The sequence below is a fragment of the Dyella sp. genome (assembly GCF_035685885.1).
GTDB lineage: Bacteria > Pseudomonadota > Gammaproteobacteria > Xanthomonadales > Rhodanobacteraceae > Dyella.
Window position 1 is genome coordinate 1 of record NZ_DASRZX010000132.1, and the last position, 14,915, is coordinate 14,915.

Annotated in this window: 17 protein-coding genes and 1 pseudogene; 12 read left to right on the plus strand and 6 right to left on the minus strand. The window is 62.5% G+C overall.

Annotation, left to right across the window (positions count from 1 at the left end; translation table 11 throughout):
• Positions 1–204: 204 nt before the first annotated feature.
• Positions 205–897: a hypothetical protein gene (locus VFG49_RS14920; RefSeq protein ID WP_324861883.1), complete on the minus strand. Its 693-nt coding sequence runs from the start codon at positions 895–897 to the stop codon at positions 205–207.
• 266 nt (positions 898–1,163) lie between these two features.
• Here VFG49_RS14920 and VFG49_RS14925 point away from each other — a divergent pair, with 266 nt between their 5' ends.
• The 6 genes from VFG49_RS14925 (at position 1,164) to VFG49_RS14950 (ending at position 5,448) form a co-directional block, all read left to right on the plus strand.
• On the plus strand, positions 1,164–2,225 hold the full coding sequence (locus VFG49_RS14925) for a hypothetical protein (protein ID WP_324861885.1): 1,062 nt from the start codon (positions 1,164–1,166) through the stop codon (positions 2,223–2,225).
• A 262-nt stretch (positions 2,226–2,487) separates the two neighbouring features.
• Positions 2,488–3,288 (plus strand): carbonic anhydrase family protein, encoded by an 801-nt coding sequence (locus VFG49_RS14930; protein WP_324861887.1) that lies wholly within the window; start codon positions 2,488–2,490, stop codon positions 3,286–3,288.
• A gap of 158 nt (positions 3,289–3,446) precedes the next feature.
• Positions 3,447–3,977, plus strand: coding sequence for a DUF6630 family protein (locus tag VFG49_RS14935; RefSeq protein ID WP_324861889.1), 531 nt, complete (start codon positions 3,447–3,449; stop codon positions 3,975–3,977).
• Between the two features lie 85 nt (positions 3,978–4,062).
• Positions 4,063–4,506 (plus strand): hypothetical protein, encoded by a 444-nt coding sequence (locus VFG49_RS14940; protein WP_324861891.1) that lies wholly within the window; start codon positions 4,063–4,065, stop codon positions 4,504–4,506.
• Positions 4,507–4,641: 135 nt separating this feature from the next.
• Complete coding sequence (locus VFG49_RS14945; RefSeq protein WP_324861893.1) at positions 4,642–4,998, plus strand: hypothetical protein; 357 nt, start codon at positions 4,642–4,644, stop codon at positions 4,996–4,998.
• Between the two features lie 63 nt (positions 4,999–5,061).
• On the plus strand, positions 5,062–5,448 hold the full coding sequence (locus tag VFG49_RS14950; RefSeq protein WP_324861895.1) for a hypothetical protein: 387 nt from the start codon (positions 5,062–5,064) through the stop codon (positions 5,446–5,448).
• Between the two features lie 221 nt (positions 5,449–5,669).
• Here the strand turns inward: VFG49_RS14950 and VFG49_RS14955 are convergent, their stop codons facing one another.
• Together VFG49_RS14955 and VFG49_RS14960 are read right to left on the minus strand one after the other, a co-directional pair.
• On the minus strand, positions 5,670–6,197 hold the full coding sequence (locus VFG49_RS14955; RefSeq protein WP_324861897.1) for a PH domain-containing protein: 528 nt from the start codon (positions 6,195–6,197) through the stop codon (positions 5,670–5,672).
• 362 nt (positions 6,198–6,559) lie between these two features.
• Positions 6,560–7,153 carry a helix-turn-helix domain-containing protein gene (locus VFG49_RS14960; RefSeq protein ID WP_324861899.1) on the minus strand — a complete coding sequence of 198 codons (594 nt, stop codon included), beginning with the start codon at positions 7,151–7,153 and terminating at the stop codon, positions 6,560–6,562.
• A gap of 113 nt (positions 7,154–7,266) precedes the next feature.
• Here VFG49_RS14960 and VFG49_RS14965 point away from each other — a divergent pair, with 113 nt between their 5' ends.
• From VFG49_RS14965 to rsgA, 3 genes are all read left to right on the plus strand, one after another.
• Positions 7,267–7,914 (plus strand): glutathione S-transferase family protein, encoded by a 648-nt coding sequence (locus VFG49_RS14965; RefSeq protein WP_324861901.1) that lies wholly within the window; start codon positions 7,267–7,269, stop codon positions 7,912–7,914.
• A gap of 183 nt (positions 7,915–8,097) precedes the next feature.
• A complete protein-coding gene (locus VFG49_RS14970) occupies positions 8,098–9,150 on the plus strand; it encodes a LacI family DNA-binding transcriptional regulator (RefSeq protein ID WP_324861903.1) in 1,053 nt (350 codons plus the stop codon).
• Between the two features lie 288 nt (positions 9,151–9,438).
• Complete coding sequence (gene rsgA / locus VFG49_RS14975; protein WP_324861905.1) at positions 9,439–10,491, plus strand: ribosome small subunit-dependent GTPase A; 1,053 nt, start codon at positions 9,439–9,441, stop codon at positions 10,489–10,491.
• A 61-nt stretch (positions 10,492–10,552) separates the two neighbouring features.
• Here rsgA and VFG49_RS14980 read toward each other — a convergent pair whose 3' ends face one another.
• A complete protein-coding gene (locus tag VFG49_RS14980; protein ID WP_414649146.1) occupies positions 10,553–11,449 on the minus strand; it encodes an endonuclease/exonuclease/phosphatase family protein in 897 nt (298 codons plus the stop codon).
• Between the two features lie 254 nt (positions 11,450–11,703).
• Between VFG49_RS14980 and VFG49_RS14985 the strand changes: the two genes are divergently transcribed.
• From VFG49_RS14985 to VFG49_RS14995, 3 genes are all read left to right on the plus strand, one after another.
• The gene (locus VFG49_RS14985; RefSeq protein ID WP_324861909.1) at positions 11,704–12,060 is read left to right on the plus strand and encodes a GFA family protein; all 357 of its coding nucleotides are present in this window, start codon (positions 11,704–11,706) and stop codon (positions 12,058–12,060) included.
• A 215-nt stretch (positions 12,061–12,275) separates the two neighbouring features.
• Positions 12,276–12,521, plus strand: a complete 246-nt coding sequence (locus VFG49_RS14990) for a hypothetical protein (RefSeq protein ID WP_324861911.1) — start codon at positions 12,276–12,278, stop codon at positions 12,519–12,521.
• Positions 12,522–12,753: 232 nt separating this feature from the next.
• Entirely contained in the window at positions 12,754–13,341 is a 588-nt protein-coding gene (locus VFG49_RS14995; RefSeq protein WP_324861913.1) for an OmpA family protein, read from the plus strand.
• 63 nt (positions 13,342–13,404) lie between these two features.
• Here the strand turns inward: VFG49_RS14995 and VFG49_RS15000 are convergent, their stop codons facing one another.
• A complete protein-coding gene (locus VFG49_RS15000) occupies positions 13,405–14,181 on the minus strand; it encodes a hypothetical protein (protein WP_324861915.1) in 777 nt (258 codons plus the stop codon).
• Positions 14,182–14,633: 452 nt separating this feature from the next.
• Positions 14,634–14,915: pseudogene (locus tag VFG49_RS15005) on the minus strand (transcription termination factor Rho); the annotation flags it as partial.

The window sequence follows — 14,915 nt, forward strand, 5'->3', positions numbered from 1 at the left end:
GTCCGAATCACCGGAACACCTTGCGTGGCAGCGGCGCCTTGAAGGGGTGAAGGAGCAGGCGCCAATGGAGCACTTGCAGCATCGGCAGAACGTTCCGGCTGCGGAGTAGGTAACGCCAGTGCCACCATGGGCGGCTGCTGAAAAAGACAGGTGAAACTTCGCCGCGTTCAGAAGTAACCCCGCGCCATTTTTTTGGCCGAGTGCTCAAGCCGTTTCAGCAACGTTCCCACTGCGACGAAGATCAGTCGCCGATTTCGCCGCTTCAGTTAACAGCAATGCAAACAGTTGCGTGCGAAAGCGAACGCTAACGAGCAGCAGGCTGCCCCAGTACAGCGAAACCAAGGCTACGCCGAGTAGGAATTCAGGCCACGTAGGTTGGGGCGGCCAGTGAAGATCTTTGAATTGCAGGAATAGCACGGCAGCCAGGGGAAGGGCACCCAGCTTTTCAAGCCCTCCCGAAATAAGTGGATGCTTGTCCTTTAAGCTCTCATGTCGCTGCGTGGCATATTGCGCCATGGCCTCTAGCCGCTCTTTGGGAAATGAGACGAGCCACGCGATAATCTGCTCATAGTGGTAGAGATCAAAGTCGAGCTGCTCGGCAAAATCACGGCGCTCTGTTGCGAAACCAGGCAGCCTCCGTCGCGTCCACGGCCCACGTGGGGTGACCGCAAGAAGCAGACCACAGACTTCCACCACCAGCATCACGGCCGCAAAGCCCAGTGCGACCTTGGAGTTGGGGAATAGCTTGGCCGCAAGCAGGCCAATAAAACCTGCACCGAATCCGATGATGTAACCCCATCGCTGCCGCCTGCTCGGTGCGACTGACAAGCTTTCATGATCAGGCAGGGCATCAATGCGCGCATTCAGTGCAGCAAAGGTCAGTATCGCCGAATCCATAGCTCTCCCCTTGTTCCGACAAGAGTAAAGCGGTGGCCTGCGCTCTGCTAGACGGTAAGTCAGGGCAGAGCGTGGTTTCCGCTATTTCTTTCGAGAAGACGGAAATGGCTCCATAGCTGCGTGACGACTATCTGCGTTCTCTCTGGTTTGCCTCCCGATCGCGGGAACCCTCACTGAAACAACCTGTCTACCGTAGCTCGCCTCAACACGCGCCGACGATATGCGCAGGTTTTCGCCGGGGTAATTCGCTTGCATGAGGCAGTGTCGTGGAACGTTCTGGGCAGGTCCGACATCGACAGGAAGGCGATAGTGCGCGCGGCCTGGCATTACTCGACAGCGAGACGCGGGAGACCTTGGGTCGCAGGCGCTGGCGACAGCCGCCACTGACACGCCCGGCGTTGGTGCTCGCGCTGACTTTTGTTTGTGTATTGCACGCACTGTTTGCGCTGGCGCTGTGGTACGAGATGCGGCCCGGTTCGCGGCATCGGGCGGAGCAGGCTGTCGACAGCGATCGCGCGTTGATCGTGCGTTTGATCGATCGCCCCAGCGAGCCACGTGCCGTGCAGCCGACTGAGCCAGCCGCACTGCCCGGGAAACCGGTGCCGCCGCGACCGGTCGCGACCGCTCCCGCTAGTCCAATGACGCACGAGAAGCCCCGCCGTGACGCCATGGTCGTGCAGGATCACGAAGCGACACCTGCGCCGGCAGCATCCGTGGCCACGCCGTCCGTCACAAACTTGTTGGTGCACGTGCCGACGACGACGGAGCCCGCCCCGGCCACGGCAAGCGCCAAGGCCGAACCGGCCAAGCCTGCGGACGATCGTCAGATCATGCAGCACGACAGCAACCGCATGCAGTACAAGGCCACGCGCTTCGAGAAATATTTCCCGCCACCGAATGAAACGGCCGGGGGCGCGGTGGGTCGCCATATCGGCGATGCGCTCAAGGAGATCGCCAAAAGCGTCTGCGATCCCGCCAAGAGCAGTACCGCCACCAACCTGCTATGCGCCGCGCCGCCTCCGCCCGCTTCACCCATGGATCGCGACGAGCGCCTCAACCTGCCGCCGGCGCCCCTGGCCGACAATCCGAATCCGCCCAAGGGGCCATCACTCGAGAGCTGTATCGCTGAATACAAGTCGGAGCAGCCACTGTCGGCCGGGTGCCCGGTGAACACGCCTGATCTCGCCTTCAAGGCCGAGATGCGTGAATGCATCGATCTGTTCCGCGCGGGCAAGCGCCTCAAGACATGGTGCCCGCTCGATACACCCCAGCGCGCTGCTGCCGAGGTCGCGACGCCAGCGGCTTCGTCGAGTGCGGCTTTGCCCTGAGCGCTGCCGATCACAGCAGCAAAAAGCGCGCAGCGCCCGTTGTCGACAAGTGGTGCGCGAAACTCGGCGGCTCGCTTGCCGAGAAGCCATTTCTTCACGCGAGCACAAGGCGCCGGGCGCGAAAATTCCGGAGCTGACCCGTGTCCATAGGAGGGAGCCGGCGTCGGCGGCAAGGGAGCCACGTTGGTATGTCCGTGCTTCAACCGGCATGCCCGACGTGGCCGAGTCCCATGGGCTTGGCGCAGCGTCTTTGGGGATGGTCATGCAGACTTCCAAACGGCATCTCGCAGGTTTGGCCGCCGTCTCGGTCACGGTGGCGTCGGTGGGCGCCCTGGCGTTGCCACTGGCGTCGGATATCGACGCTACGCCACATCATTGGTCTTACTCCGGCGAGTCGGGTCCGACGCGCTGGTCGGCGATGGATGCCCAATTCACCACGTGCGGCAACGGCAAGGCACAGTCGCCCATCGACCTTGAGTCGCGGGACGCCAAGAAGGGCAAGGCGGGCGAGTTCAACATCGACTATGAGAAGGGCGATGTGGCGCTGGTCAACAACGGGCACACGGTCCAGGCCAATGTCAGCGATGCCAAGGACACAGTGGTGTTCGATGGTGATACCTACCGGCTGGCGCAGTTCCATTTTCATTCGCCCAGCGAGCACACGACGGACGGAACGCGGTTTCCGCTGGAAATCCACTTTGTGAATGACGATGCCCACAAGCGAGTGCTGGTTGTCGGCGTGATGGTCAAGCTGGGTAGCGAAAACGAAAGCCTTGCGCCCGTGTTTCACAGCCTTCCTGCCAAGTCGAGAAACGGGCCGGACCATGCCAGCAAGGCGATACCCGTAGACCTGGCGTCCGTGCTTCCCGGCAACCACGAGGCTTTTGTCTATCGTGGCTCGCTGACCACGCCTCCGTGTACCGAGGGCGTGCAATGGGTCGTGCTGTCCCATCCCATCCAGATGTCCAAGGAGCAGATCGCCTCGTTCTCGAAGTTGTTCCCCGATAACCACCGGCCGCTGCAGAAGATCAACGGGCGGGAAATTGATGACGATCCGAATTGAGGGCCGCTCCGCTTTTCGGTGTTCCGTGCTTCGCGCCGCCATGGGCGAGTGAAGCATCGCGAGGCTTATCGGCACGCGTGAGCCGTGGGCGGCAGCAAAAAGCTTTGCAATGCGCTCGCCAGGGGCGATCATTCCCCTTCGACTCCCGGTAGCCCGCCATGCACACCTCCGACGAAGACTTCGAATCTGGCCATCACTTCGACGAAGACGATGATTCGCCGGACGCCTATGTCTGGCAGCTGTTTCTGTTGATCAATCCGGGTGACGACGAGTCGGCGTTCCAGCAGTTCGCGGCCTATCGCGATGCGGTGGGCGACACGCCACCGGAAGAGGTCGACGTGGCGCAGGTGGTGGGGCAGGTGGCTGATTGGCGCTCTGCATTCCACGTGGATGCCGAGGACACGCGTGCCCTGGTGCAGGCGATAGAAGAACTGGCAGCGCGCTGGAACCTTTCGATCGATTGGGATGGTGATCCGAACGAGGATGACTTCCACGCGGACATCGACGCGGCCGACTTGATCGGCATCGCCTACGACAACCTTGCCCCACACGGTTACACCTTATGGGTGCGCGATACGGATGACGACAGCGTCGCAGGTTGGATGGCGTTGTCGCGTGATACCGAAGCCATGCGCGAACTGGCGCCGGAGCTAGGCATCCACCAGCGCCGTGGCAACGAATTGGGTTGAGCGTAATGGTGGGTGGTGAGGTGGTTCAACGCGAGGCATGCATCGTGCCGGCCACAAGAAGGTGTTGTTTCCGATGATGGCGTCCATGCGTTTTCCCTACGCCGACCTGCTCGCCCAGCTGGAGCAGTCCGGCGGTGAACATGCGACGGAGGCGTCGTCACTTTCTCCTTCAGTCGAGCGCCTGCTGGCTGGCGCGGGTGAGTCGCGTGCAAAGGCCATGGCGTCGCTCATCCTGCTGCTTAAGGCCCGCAAGGCCACGTTGCAGGCAGCCTTCGATACCACGCAGGTTGCCGATGAGCTGCGGCTTTACCAGAAGTTCGCCAAACCGGGAAAACCCTCGGCGCATATCGTGCAGTTGCGCCAAAGCCAGGCAGCGGCGCGACAGGCCACCAATGTGGCTCGCCAATCGTTGATCAAGGCGGCTAGTGCCTTCGTGCGCGATGCCGGTATCGAAGTGGCCCCACGCACGCCACTCGATGAGTTCATCACTCGCTGGATCGAGGCGAACCTCCCCAAGGATGAGGCCTGAGCATCACGCTTTGGCATCCAGAATATGTTCTTTAACATATTTTGCCGGGGCGTAAGCTCGGATATCAGCGGCAACGCGCGCTGGAAAAGGCGACCACCGCTCGACCCCATCGACATCCCTGGCGAGGAGTGAACCATGAAGAACTTTCTGGCGGTCTATCTCGGCAATGACGCATCGTTCAAGGCATCCGGGTGGGATGCGCTGAGCGAGGATGCGCGCAAGAAGCGCGAGCAGGAAGGCATCCAGGCGTGGGGCAACTGGGTGGAGACCCACAAGAGTTCCATCGTCGACATCGGTGCACCGTTGGGCAAGACCTTGCGCACTTCAAAGGGTGGCATCGAGAGCACGCGCAACAACCTCACGGCATACACCGTGGTACGCGCCGAATCGCAGGAAGCGGCGGCCAAGTTGTTCGAGGGCCATCCGCATTTCACGATCTTCCCCGGCGACTCCATCGAGATCATGGAGTGCCTGCCGATTCCTGGCATGTAGCAGGCTTGTTTTGTATTCCCGCGCGATCCATAGGGTGAATATCCACCCTGGGGAGGAAGCGACATGAAAGCACTGCCGGCCACATGGCTCCTGATCCCTGGGGCGGCGGGGCCGTCGGCGCCCACGCAATACCTGATCGACTCGGCGGCTGCCGATTTCCACGCGCACAGCACGCCGGCGCCAGTCCAGTTTCGCCATGTACGTCTTGGGCACGTCAGCGCGGCCGATGGCGCGAAGCAGTACTTCCTGTGCGGTGAATACGCGCCGGCGTCCTCGGCAGGAAAGGCCGCGTGGACGCCTTTCATCACGATCAAGACGTCCGGCTACGAGAACTGGCTCGGCGATCAGGCCAAGAGCTACTGCGAACGTCCATCCATCGAGTGGGATGATGCAGGCGAGCTTTCAAGCGTGCTGCAGCAGAGGTTCGACGCCGGCCCGTTGGCGAAATAGGCGGGTGGTGTTGGCTTGGTGGCCTGGCGGAACGTGACGAGGCTGGCCTCGCAGGTGAGTTGGTCTGGCGCCGTCATTTTCCTGCGGGTCGAGCACCGCGATGCCGGGTGCCGTTCATCGCTTGCGCTGCGGAACGGATGGCTGAAAGCGCGCGCGCCAAAGAGAAGAAGGAGCGCATGGCGCCCCTCTCCTCGGTTATCCGTGCAGCGGACGTTCCAGGATCACATGTTCTCGACAGGCAGCACGCGCCGGCGTGCGCGCTCGCGCAGCGAACAGTCACGCAGGGTGTCCGCCATGCTTTCCAGCCCCGGAATGCCATAGAGGCGCACGGATGGCATGTCCCGGTCCGAGGAGTGCATGCACAACAGGCACTGCCCGAGCAGCCGCATGCCGAGCGGCTTCTCCAGGTCGAAATGGTCGACGCGGAAGAGTTCCAGGTTGTCCTGCTTCTTCGACAGCAGGCCGCGCTCCACGCGTATGCGCTGCGTGGTGATGGTGTAGCTGACCGAAACGCTGTGCAGCCAGTAGACCAACGCCCCAATGCCCAGCGTCAGCACGGCTATCACGTATTGGCCGAAGCTATGGAACGTGGCCGGATGTCCCTGGAAAAGTACCTTCTCGACGGTGGCTTCGCGCGCCGACTGAAAGGCCTCCAGATCCGTGCCGCAGAACCGGCACTTCCTGGCGATGGCCATGATGGACTCGCCGCATACGGGACACGGCTTGCGCTCTTCGGTTGCTTCGGTCATTACCCTCTCCCGCTGGATGGAAGCGCGCTGGCGCCCGCGCAGAGTCTGCCCGATTTTGGTGAAGGCGGGAATTTGCGACGTTGCGGCCGTTCACGTTGCGCGGCTGCATCGGCCTTTGATGGCAGGCGGCTTGGATTGATAGGATCTCAAAGGAAGAAAAGAGCCGCGCGGACGAAGCGTCGTCGGAAGCGGCAGACCTCAGGAAGCGTCATTCGCGCCTTCGCGGGAATGACGTCAGGCTCTGTGGCGGCTCCCGCTTCAATATCGCCCCAGCCTTGCTTCGGTGAAGCTCTTCTTCCGTTGCCAGCCTTGTCGATTCACGCGAACGACAGTGCGTCACGTCGAGCTTGATGTTGCACACCCTAATCCCGCTCCAGCAGCGCCAGCGCCAGCGCCTGATGCCGTGCCGATTCCCTCAGCGACTTGCGCAGCTCGGGATCGTTGGTGGTCCGTGCCAGCACCATGCCGCCTACGCACAGGGCAACCATGGCTTCCGCGCGACGATCGGCATCGCGCTCGCCGGCCAGTGCGCAGAGGTACACGTGGCGCATTCCGCGCATCAGGTCGGTATACGCCTGCTGAGGTTCCAGGCCGGCCCGCGCCACGTCGGAAGGAAGCGCGTAGAGCGGGCAATGCAGGTCGATGTTGTCCAGCACCTCGTCGCTGAGGTAGAGGTCGATCAACATGCCCGCCATCTGCCTCGGGTCATCGATGGGATGCGTCGAGTTGGCTGTCTTTACGGCGAACGGATTGCAGCTTTCAAAGCTGGCGACAGCGGCGGCGTACAGCTCGTCCTTGCTGTCGAAGTGATGGTAGAACGCGCCGCGCGTGAGTCCGGCTGAAGCCATCACCTGGTCGATGGTGACCTGTTCGAAACCATGGCGATTGAACAGGCGGCGGGCGGATTCCACCACGCGTGCGCGTGTCTGGACCTTGTGCTCTGGGCTGTAAGGCATGACTGCGAACCTCCGGGGATCAGGTATAGCAGGCCGCTAGAATATGTTCTTTAACATATTTTGCCGCCGCGTAAGCTCGGCCACCGGAAACGGCCCACGCTCGGAGGACGGACATGAAAATCTACTGGATCAAGGCCCAGGCGCCGCGGCGCGTGCTGGCGCTGGTGAAGCATCTCGGGATCGATGCGGAGTGTGTGGAGGTCGACCTGAAGGCCAAGGGCCTCAGGACGCCCGAGTACCTGGCACTCAACCCCAACGGCAAGGCGCCGACGCTGGTGGATGGCGACTTCGTGCTGTGGGAGTCGTCGGCCATCAACGCCTATCTGTGCGTCAAGGCAGGCTCGGACATGTGGCCGGTGCACAACGCAGCGGAGCAGGTGGAGATCATTCGCTGGCTGTCGTGGAACGACAACCACTGGGCGCGCGCCGTCGGTCCGTTCTATTTCGAATTCGTGGTCAAGCAGACCTTCCAGCTCGGTCCGCCGGATCGCACGGAGATGGTCGCGATGCTTCCCGAGTTTGGGAAGCTCGCCGCCGTTCTGGATGGCCATCTGAAGGGGCAGGATTTCGTGGCGTGCGGACGGCTGACCATCGCCGACTTCCAGCTCGCGGCCATGGCGTGCGAATGGCGCCGCTCGGAAATGCCGCTGGACGATTATCCGAACATCGTGCGCTGGCTGGATGGCCTGGATCGCATCCCGGCCTGGGCGGATCCGTGGCCGGTCAAGACAGCGGAAATTTGCGAGACGGTGCCGGCCTGACCTTCATTCCTCAGACGCCGTTGGCGCAGCCCGTGGGCGTCGGTTCCCAAGGCAGCCCGTGCCCACGGGTCGGCGGACCTCGATCGCTGGAGCGCCCGGCCGGCGTGCGTCTGCATGGCTTCTTGTAAGGCCCCGGCCCGGGAGGCATAGTCATCCGGCAGCTTGGCACGGCCGGGAGAAGACATGCGGGTACGCCTGGAAGATGTAGCGCGCGCGACGGGCGTCTCGCCGAAGACGGTATCCCGCGTGCTCAACGAAGAACCATCGGTCAAGGAATCCACGCGCCAGAAGGTGCTGGCGGCGATGGAGTCGATGAACTATCGACCCAGCCCTTCGGCGCGGGGCCTGGCGGGTAGCCGTTCGTTCCTCGTGGCGATGCTCTACGACAACAACGACAACCCGGCTTCGACCTATCTGGCGGAAATCCAGGATGGTGTGCTGGATGTATGCGATGCGCATCGCTACAGCATGATGGTCTGCCCGCTGCGCGTGAGCGATCGTGATTTCATCCGCCGCGTCGACGCGCTGGTGTCCGATCATCACATCGATGGCGTGATCGTGACGCCGCCGCTGACGGACTATGAGCCGCTGCTCAAGCGCCTGCAGGAACATGGCGTGCCGCACGCGAGCATTTCGCCCGTGCATCACCATGACGCCATTGGCGTATGCATGGACGAACAGCAGGCCGCCAAGACGCTGGTGCATCACCTGGTGGATCTGGGGCATCGCCGCATTGCCTACATCGCGGGCTTCACCAACCATGGTGCAAGCCGCTGGCGCCTCAATGGCTACAAGGCAGCGCTCAATGAGGCTGGCTTGCCGTTCGAGCCGCAATACGTGGCGCAGGGCGAATTCACCTTCGGCTCTGGCGTGATCGCCGCACGCCAGCTGTTTGCCCTGCCGGAACCACCAACCGCGATCTTCGCTGCCAACGACGACATGGCCGCCGGCGTGATGTGGGCCGCCAATGAGCGCGGGCTCAAGGTGCCGCGCGATCTTTCCGTCTGCGGATTCGACGACACACCGCTGGCGACGCAGCTATGGCCGCCGCTGACGACGGTTCGCCAACCCAGCCGCGACATGGGCAAGCTGGCCGCGCTGCAATTGATGGAAGTGCTGCGCGGGCGCGGCAAGGGGTTGCTGGTGCAGGTGCCGTTTTCGCTGCAGTTACGCGAATCCAGCGCCAGGGCGCCCGAGGCGCCGCAGGGCAAGCGCGTGCGCAAGCGCACGGCCTGACCTCGACGGCGCGCATGCAAGGCCACGCAACATGCGCCTATTGCGTTACGCCTAACCCAAATGCAGCACTTGCAGGTGCCGCCATGCGTAGCTACCCTGCGCGTCCCATCAACGCAACCATGAGGAGGGAATAACAATGATTGTTGTAGCAGCAGCCTCCGCCGGGTCGACGCGCTCCTGATTGCCTGCTGGCTTTTGCCGGCACGTTTCACCCCTCGCTTCGCACCCTGGCGTCTCGTTCGGCCCCGTTTCGTGTGGCCGTCGTTTCCTTGTTTGAAGGGTGCTCCCATGTCTTTGACGTATTCCCTCCACCAGCTCGGCTGGCGGCCTGACTATGCACAGCATTTGACGCTCGACGATTTCGAGTCGGGTCATCCCGCGCGGGTGATGGCCGTGCATCGTAGTGGTTTGATCGTATTTTCCTCGCGTGGCGAAGACGCTGTCGTGTTGCCGCACAACGTGGATGCCGGCAGCGGCGTCGCGGTAGGCGATTGGGTATTGGTGTCGCACGAGGCCGATCGCGTACTCCGTGTACTGGAGCGCCATTCGGTGCTCGAGCGCATGGCTGCGGGCGGCGATCGTCGATGCCAGCCGATCGCTGCGAACCTTGATGCGCTGTTCGTGGTGAGCTCGTGCAACGACGACTTCAACCCGTCGCGACTTGAACGCTATCTCGCGCTCGCCTTCGATGCCGGCATCGCGCCGGTGATCGTGCTGACCAAGGTCGATCTTTGCGACGACATCGGCGGTTACATGGCGACGGCCGAAGGGCTTGCCATCGGCGTTCCCGTCGTTGCCCTCAATGCCATGGACGCGCACTCCGTGTCCCAACTCGAGCCCTGGCTGGGGCCTGGCCGCACCGTGGCACTGGTCGGCTCCTCGGGCGTGGGCAAGTCCACGATCACCAACGGCCTGCTGGGCGAAAACACGCAGCACACGGCGGGCATCCGGGAGGACGATGCGCGTGGTCGTCACACCACCACGGCTCGCGAGATGTTTTCCACGGCGTCGGGTGCCTGGGTGATCGACACGCCGGGCATGCGCGAGCTGCGGCTTGCGTCTGTCAATCCGGAACTGGACGAGGTGTTCGGCGACGTGGCGTCACTGGCCGAGCAGTGCCGTTTCAGCGATTGCCATCATGAGGACGATGCCGGGTGCGCCGTCGTTCGCGCGATAAGCGCGGGCGTGCTGGATGCGCGGCGCCTCGATAGCTATCGCAAGCTGCTGCGCGAAGCCGCGCATGCACAACGCACCGTGCGGGAGCAGCGCGAGATGGGCCGCCAGTTCGGCGCCATGGCCAGGAAGGCCATGCGTGGCAAGCGCGATCGCGTTGGACGCTGACGGTGTGCGCGGGTGTTTCTGGTGGATGGCCGCGTACAGCGCGTACGCGGCCGTCGGCTGATCAGTGCGGCGTTGCCCATCGCAGGTCGGTCACTACAGGGAAGTGATCGGAAGGGTAGCGTCCATCCTGTTGCGTGGTGACCGTGGCGTAGTACGTGGAGGCGAAGCCGCGCGTCATGATGAAGTCAATGCGCTGGTCCGGCGTGCCGGTGAAGTTGTGGAACGTCTTCTCGGGACCTTCCACCCTGGGAGCCGTCGCACGCGCATCCTGCAGTGTCTTGGTCAGCAACGCATAGGTGGGGCTGCTGGCGTCGGTGTTCAGATCACCCGTGAGGATGAAGGGCGCACCCTTGGGCATCGCCGCCAGTCGCGAGAGGATCTCCTGCGCACCCTTGAGTCGCGCCGGTTCGTCCTGGGTCTGATAGGGCAGGTGCGTGTTGTAGTAGTAGAACGTGCGGCCCGACTTGATCTCCTCGAACAGCGCCCAGGTCACCATGCGCGGATACGGATGGCCCCAGGTGATGCTGCCCGGCTTGTCAGGCGTGTCAGACAGCCAGAAACTGCCGGAATCCTTCACGCGCAGCAGGTCCTTGCGATAGAACACGCCCATGTGTTCATCCTTGTGGCCGCCGAAGCGGTCGATGCCGAACCAGGCGTATTGAGGCAGTTTGCTGACGATGTAGTCGCCTTGCTCCTGATGCAGCTCCTGCGTACCGAGTACGTCGGGATGTTCCTCGCGGATGGTGCGCACGAGGATGTCGCGCCTCGCCTCCCAGCGATTGGGGCCGTCGGCTTGCACCGGGACGCGAACGTTGAAACTCATCACGCGCAGCGTTTGCGCGGCGAGCGGCGTGCTGGCAAGGCCGATGAGGGCGAACAGGAACAGCGTCAGCCGGAAGCGATTCGTGGTCAAGCAGTAACTCCGGGGGTGGCGGGGAAGCTGGACCGTAACATGCATCGGGCGCGCGGCGCATGCACATGCATGGACCCGCCTGCGCTGCTGGCGTCGTTGCTCGGTTTCCAGCGGATGCAGCGATCACCGGGTAGCCGGGTGTTGCTGGCGGTTCGCCGCTCGCGACGAGGTGTTCGGCGATACGATGGACGCTGTTGCGGCACTCGGATCTTGCGATGTGCTGCGTGCCGCCGTCGCCACGCCTTCCGGAGCCATCGCCCATGCCACAGCGCGTCGCTACCTGCAGTTGCAGGCAACTCATGCTGCGCACCACGGAGGAGCCGTTGCGTGTTTCCATCTGCCATTGCCATGCGTGCCAGCGGCGCACGGGCAGCGTATTCGGCGTGCAGGCTCGCTTTCGCGAGGAGAGCGTAGTCATCCGCGGCCAGGCGACGGCCTATGTGCGAACCGGTGATACCGGGGAAAACGCCACGTTCCATTTCTGTCCGGTCTGTGGCGCCACGGTGTATTACCAACTGGACTCGGTCGACGGCCTCATCGGTGTGCCCATCGGTGGCTTCGCCTATCCGGATTTTCCTGCGCCGACCATCTCGGTGTTCGAAGAGTGCATGCATCCCTGGGTGAAGCTGCCGGAAGGCATCGAACATATCGACTGAAACGCCTTGCGAAATGTCACTCCTGCCCGGCAGCACACGCTCGCGAGAGAGTTGCCTGTCCAGGATGGCTGTGGAACCCATCCCTGGACGCAGATGGCTCGCCTTCGCCGGAAGGCGATTGGCAGAATTTCGGGCATCCCCGCGCCGGTCATTCAACGCATGGAACCCTCATGCGTTCCATGCCAACCGGTCTTTCAGTGACCAGGCGAGAATGCATGCAGACCAGAGAATTCGATCATTGGGCGAAGGTGCGCGAACGCGGCATGCTTCGCTATGTATTGCGCAGCGGCGTCGTGTATTACGGCTTGCCGATGTTCGTCATCATGACTTACTTGATCCCGCATCCGCGCCTGACCACCGGTCAGTCGGCGTGGTTCTGGCTCATGGTTGGCGCCGGTTTCGGCGTGGCGATGTGGTGGGTGCAGGAGCACCGCTTCCGCAGGGCGGGGCGCCGTTACTAGTCACTCGTTCAGGAAACAGTCGCAGGTATTCACGCGATGTTTCATCTCACCAGCGCATGGTCCAGTGCACCGCAGCCCTGCTGAATGGGTCGCGGTCCTACGTTGCGTGCATGTAGCGTCGTTGCGTATCGCGAACAGGCATACCACCTCGCGGGTGGATGCCTCCTTCGTGGCGATGACGCCTGCCAGCCCGGGCATGTGCGTGCGTATCGCCAACGAGAGGAGACAGAACATGGCAAGCGTGGGCTCTCGAATCGGTTACGGATTCGTCGGTGTGTTGGTCGTTGCGCTCAGCGGCTGCACTGGTTACGTCAAGAAGAGCGACTTCGATGCAACCATTGCGGAACTGCGTAGCAATGACCAGAAACAGCAACAGGAAATCGATGCCATCACGCAGGAGATGCATCAGAAGTTCGCCCAGTACGACACGCAGATCACCGCCATGCAGGGACGCATCAGTGTCGACACCATCGCGCATTTCGACACCAACCAGACCACCTTGCGCGATGAGGACAAGCAGCGCCTCAATGATTTCGCCAAGGTCATGCATGATCATCATGCCAACGCGGTGATCACCGCCGAAGGCTTCGCCGATCCGTCCGGTTCGGCCGGCTACAACCAGCGCCTCGCGCTGAAACGCGCGCAGGCCGTGCGTGATTACCTCGTCCAGACCGGCGGCCTCAACGCCGACCAGGTCCGCGCCGTGGGCTACGGCAAAGTCGCCAACCGTCAAGTGGTGAAAGGCGCCACCGGCGACCAGGGCCAGCCCAACCGCCGCGTGTCGTTGGTGACGGATTTTGCCGGCAGTTCGGCGGGCTGATTCTCTCTGTGTGTGCAAACGACAAAGGCCACCCTGCGGTGGCCTTTGTTTTTCCGCGCCGCGTTACTTGCCCGAGGCCTTATAGGTGAGATCGGCGTTGAAGCTGTCGTAGTGTGAGCTGGTTTGCTGCGTCGCATCGGTGAGCGACTTGCGCATGGCCTGCGCGTCTTCCTTGCCGTAGACGTTTTCCATCACCGCCCATAGCGGCGTGTCGGGCTCCTTGCCCACCTCGGCCCACGACTTAGACGGCAGCACGACGACGAAATCGGGCGCGCCTTCACCGCCTCCCATGATTTCTCCGATCATGTAATTGTTGGGCCACTTGGCCTTCTCGGTGCCGGCTGCGATTTTCTTGGCGATATCCATGAAGGCCTGGTGGGCTTCATGGCCCGTCTTGAGCTTGAAGTAGACCACTTCGATGTACGGGGATTGCAACGATGTGCCCTTGGCCATGTGGCTCAGCTCGGGGTGCATTTCGATGAACACGCTGATCTCACTCTTGAGATGCGGATTGACGTCGTTTCGCAAAGACGTGTCGCAGGCCTTGCCTGCGGCCTGCATGGCGTCGAAGGCCGCCCACGGCATGGGATCGCTGGTGTACGAGTACGAATAGGTGTCTCCCGTTTCGTGCGTCCATGCCGTCCAGGTGTATTTGAAACCATGCTGGCTCAGGCACTGGTTGAAGGCCTTGATGCCTGCCTCATACGCCGCCTGGTCCGCCGGCGCCACGACATCGGTGTAGTCACGCATGACCACGGTCTTGTTGCTGTCCGCAGCCATGCTGCTGGCGGCGGCGCCGAGGGTTGCAGCGAGGGTCAGCCAGAGCAGCGAGTTCTTCATGACGGTCTCCCTTGGGCGATGGCCCGTTGTTGGTGTTGGACTCAAACGAATGCACGGCGAGCGCGGGATGCCTTGTCGATACGACGAAGCGAGATGAGCGCGAACTGGATGGAAGTCGGTCAGTCAGTAGCAAGCTCCGCGTGGCCCATGGCAACGCGTGGAGCGAACAAAGGTCGAGAGCGGGAACGTCTCGCCTGGCGAAGGCAGGCCGGTGGGCAGGGGTAGCGCATGGTCGAACCGCTCCAGTGGGTCACCAGGGCGATTCGGACGTCCGTTGCCATCACGGCGTGAGGCGCGCAGACGTATCGGCCTGGGCAATGCTGGGCGGCACGACATCATGGTGCCGTGTCTTGGCCGGATGCAAATAGACCAAACAGCCTAGCTGCGGGGCGTGGGCAAGAACGACAAAGGCCGCCCGGAGGCGGCCTTTGTTCGGATGAAGCGCGAAGCGATCAGCGCTTCATCGAATTGAAGAACTCGTCGTTGGACTTGGTGTTCTTCATTTTGTCGAGCATGAACTCCATGGCGGCCAGCTCGTCCATCGGATGCAGCAGCTTGCGCAGGATCCAGATCTTGGAAAGCATGTCCGGCTCGATCAGCAGGTCTTCGCGGCGGGTACCGGAGCGGTTGATGTCGATGGCCGGGTAGACGCGCTTCTCGGAGATGCGGCGGCTCAGGTGCACTTCCATGTTGCCTGTGCCCTTGAACTCTTCGTAGATCACCTCGTCCATCTT

What these genes read in the sequence shown, in the direction of transcription:
- VFG49_RS14920 (WP_324861883.1), bottom strand. Translation starts at nt 897, where the DNA reads ATGGATTCGGCGATACTGACCTTTGCTGCACTGAATGCGCGCATTGAT.
- VFG49_RS14930 (WP_324861887.1), top strand. Translation starts at nt 2,488, where the DNA reads ATGCAGACTTCCAAACGGCATCTCGCAGGTTTGGCCGCCGTCTCGGTC.
- VFG49_RS14935 (WP_324861889.1), top strand. Translation starts at nt 3,447, where the DNA reads ATGCACACCTCCGACGAAGACTTCGAATCTGGCCATCACTTCGACGAA.
- VFG49_RS14940 (WP_324861891.1), top strand. Translation starts at nt 4,063, where the DNA reads ATGCGTTTTCCCTACGCCGACCTGCTCGCCCAGCTGGAGCAGTCCGGC.
- VFG49_RS14945 (WP_324861893.1), top strand. Translation starts at nt 4,642, where the DNA reads ATGAAGAACTTTCTGGCGGTCTATCTCGGCAATGACGCATCGTTCAAG.
- VFG49_RS14950 (WP_324861895.1), top strand. Translation starts at nt 5,062, where the DNA reads ATGAAAGCACTGCCGGCCACATGGCTCCTGATCCCTGGGGCGGCGGGG.
- VFG49_RS14955 (WP_324861897.1), bottom strand. Translation starts at nt 6,197, where the DNA reads ATGACCGAAGCAACCGAAGAGCGCAAGCCGTGTCCCGTATGCGGCGAG.
- VFG49_RS14960 (WP_324861899.1), bottom strand. Translation starts at nt 7,153, where the DNA reads ATGCCTTACAGCCCAGAGCACAAGGTCCAGACACGCGCACGCGTGGTG.
- VFG49_RS14965 (WP_324861901.1), top strand. Translation starts at nt 7,267, where the DNA reads ATGAAAATCTACTGGATCAAGGCCCAGGCGCCGCGGCGCGTGCTGGCG.
- VFG49_RS14970 (WP_324861903.1), top strand. Translation starts at nt 8,098, where the DNA reads ATGCGGGTACGCCTGGAAGATGTAGCGCGCGCGACGGGCGTCTCGCCG.
- rsgA (WP_324861905.1), top strand. Translation starts at nt 9,439, where the DNA reads ATGTCTTTGACGTATTCCCTCCACCAGCTCGGCTGGCGGCCTGACTAT.
- VFG49_RS14980 (WP_414649146.1), bottom strand. Translation starts at nt 11,449, where the DNA reads ATGCATGTTACGGTCCAGCTTCCCCGCCACCCCCGGAGTTACTGCTTG.
- VFG49_RS14985 (WP_324861909.1), top strand. Translation starts at nt 11,704, where the DNA reads ATGCTGCGCACCACGGAGGAGCCGTTGCGTGTTTCCATCTGCCATTGC.
- VFG49_RS14990 (WP_324861911.1), top strand. Translation starts at nt 12,276, where the DNA reads ATGCAGACCAGAGAATTCGATCATTGGGCGAAGGTGCGCGAACGCGGC.
- VFG49_RS14995 (WP_324861913.1), top strand. Translation starts at nt 12,754, where the DNA reads ATGGCAAGCGTGGGCTCTCGAATCGGTTACGGATTCGTCGGTGTGTTG.
- VFG49_RS15000 (WP_324861915.1), bottom strand. Translation starts at nt 14,181, where the DNA reads ATGAAGAACTCGCTGCTCTGGCTGACCCTCGCTGCAACCCTCGGCGCC.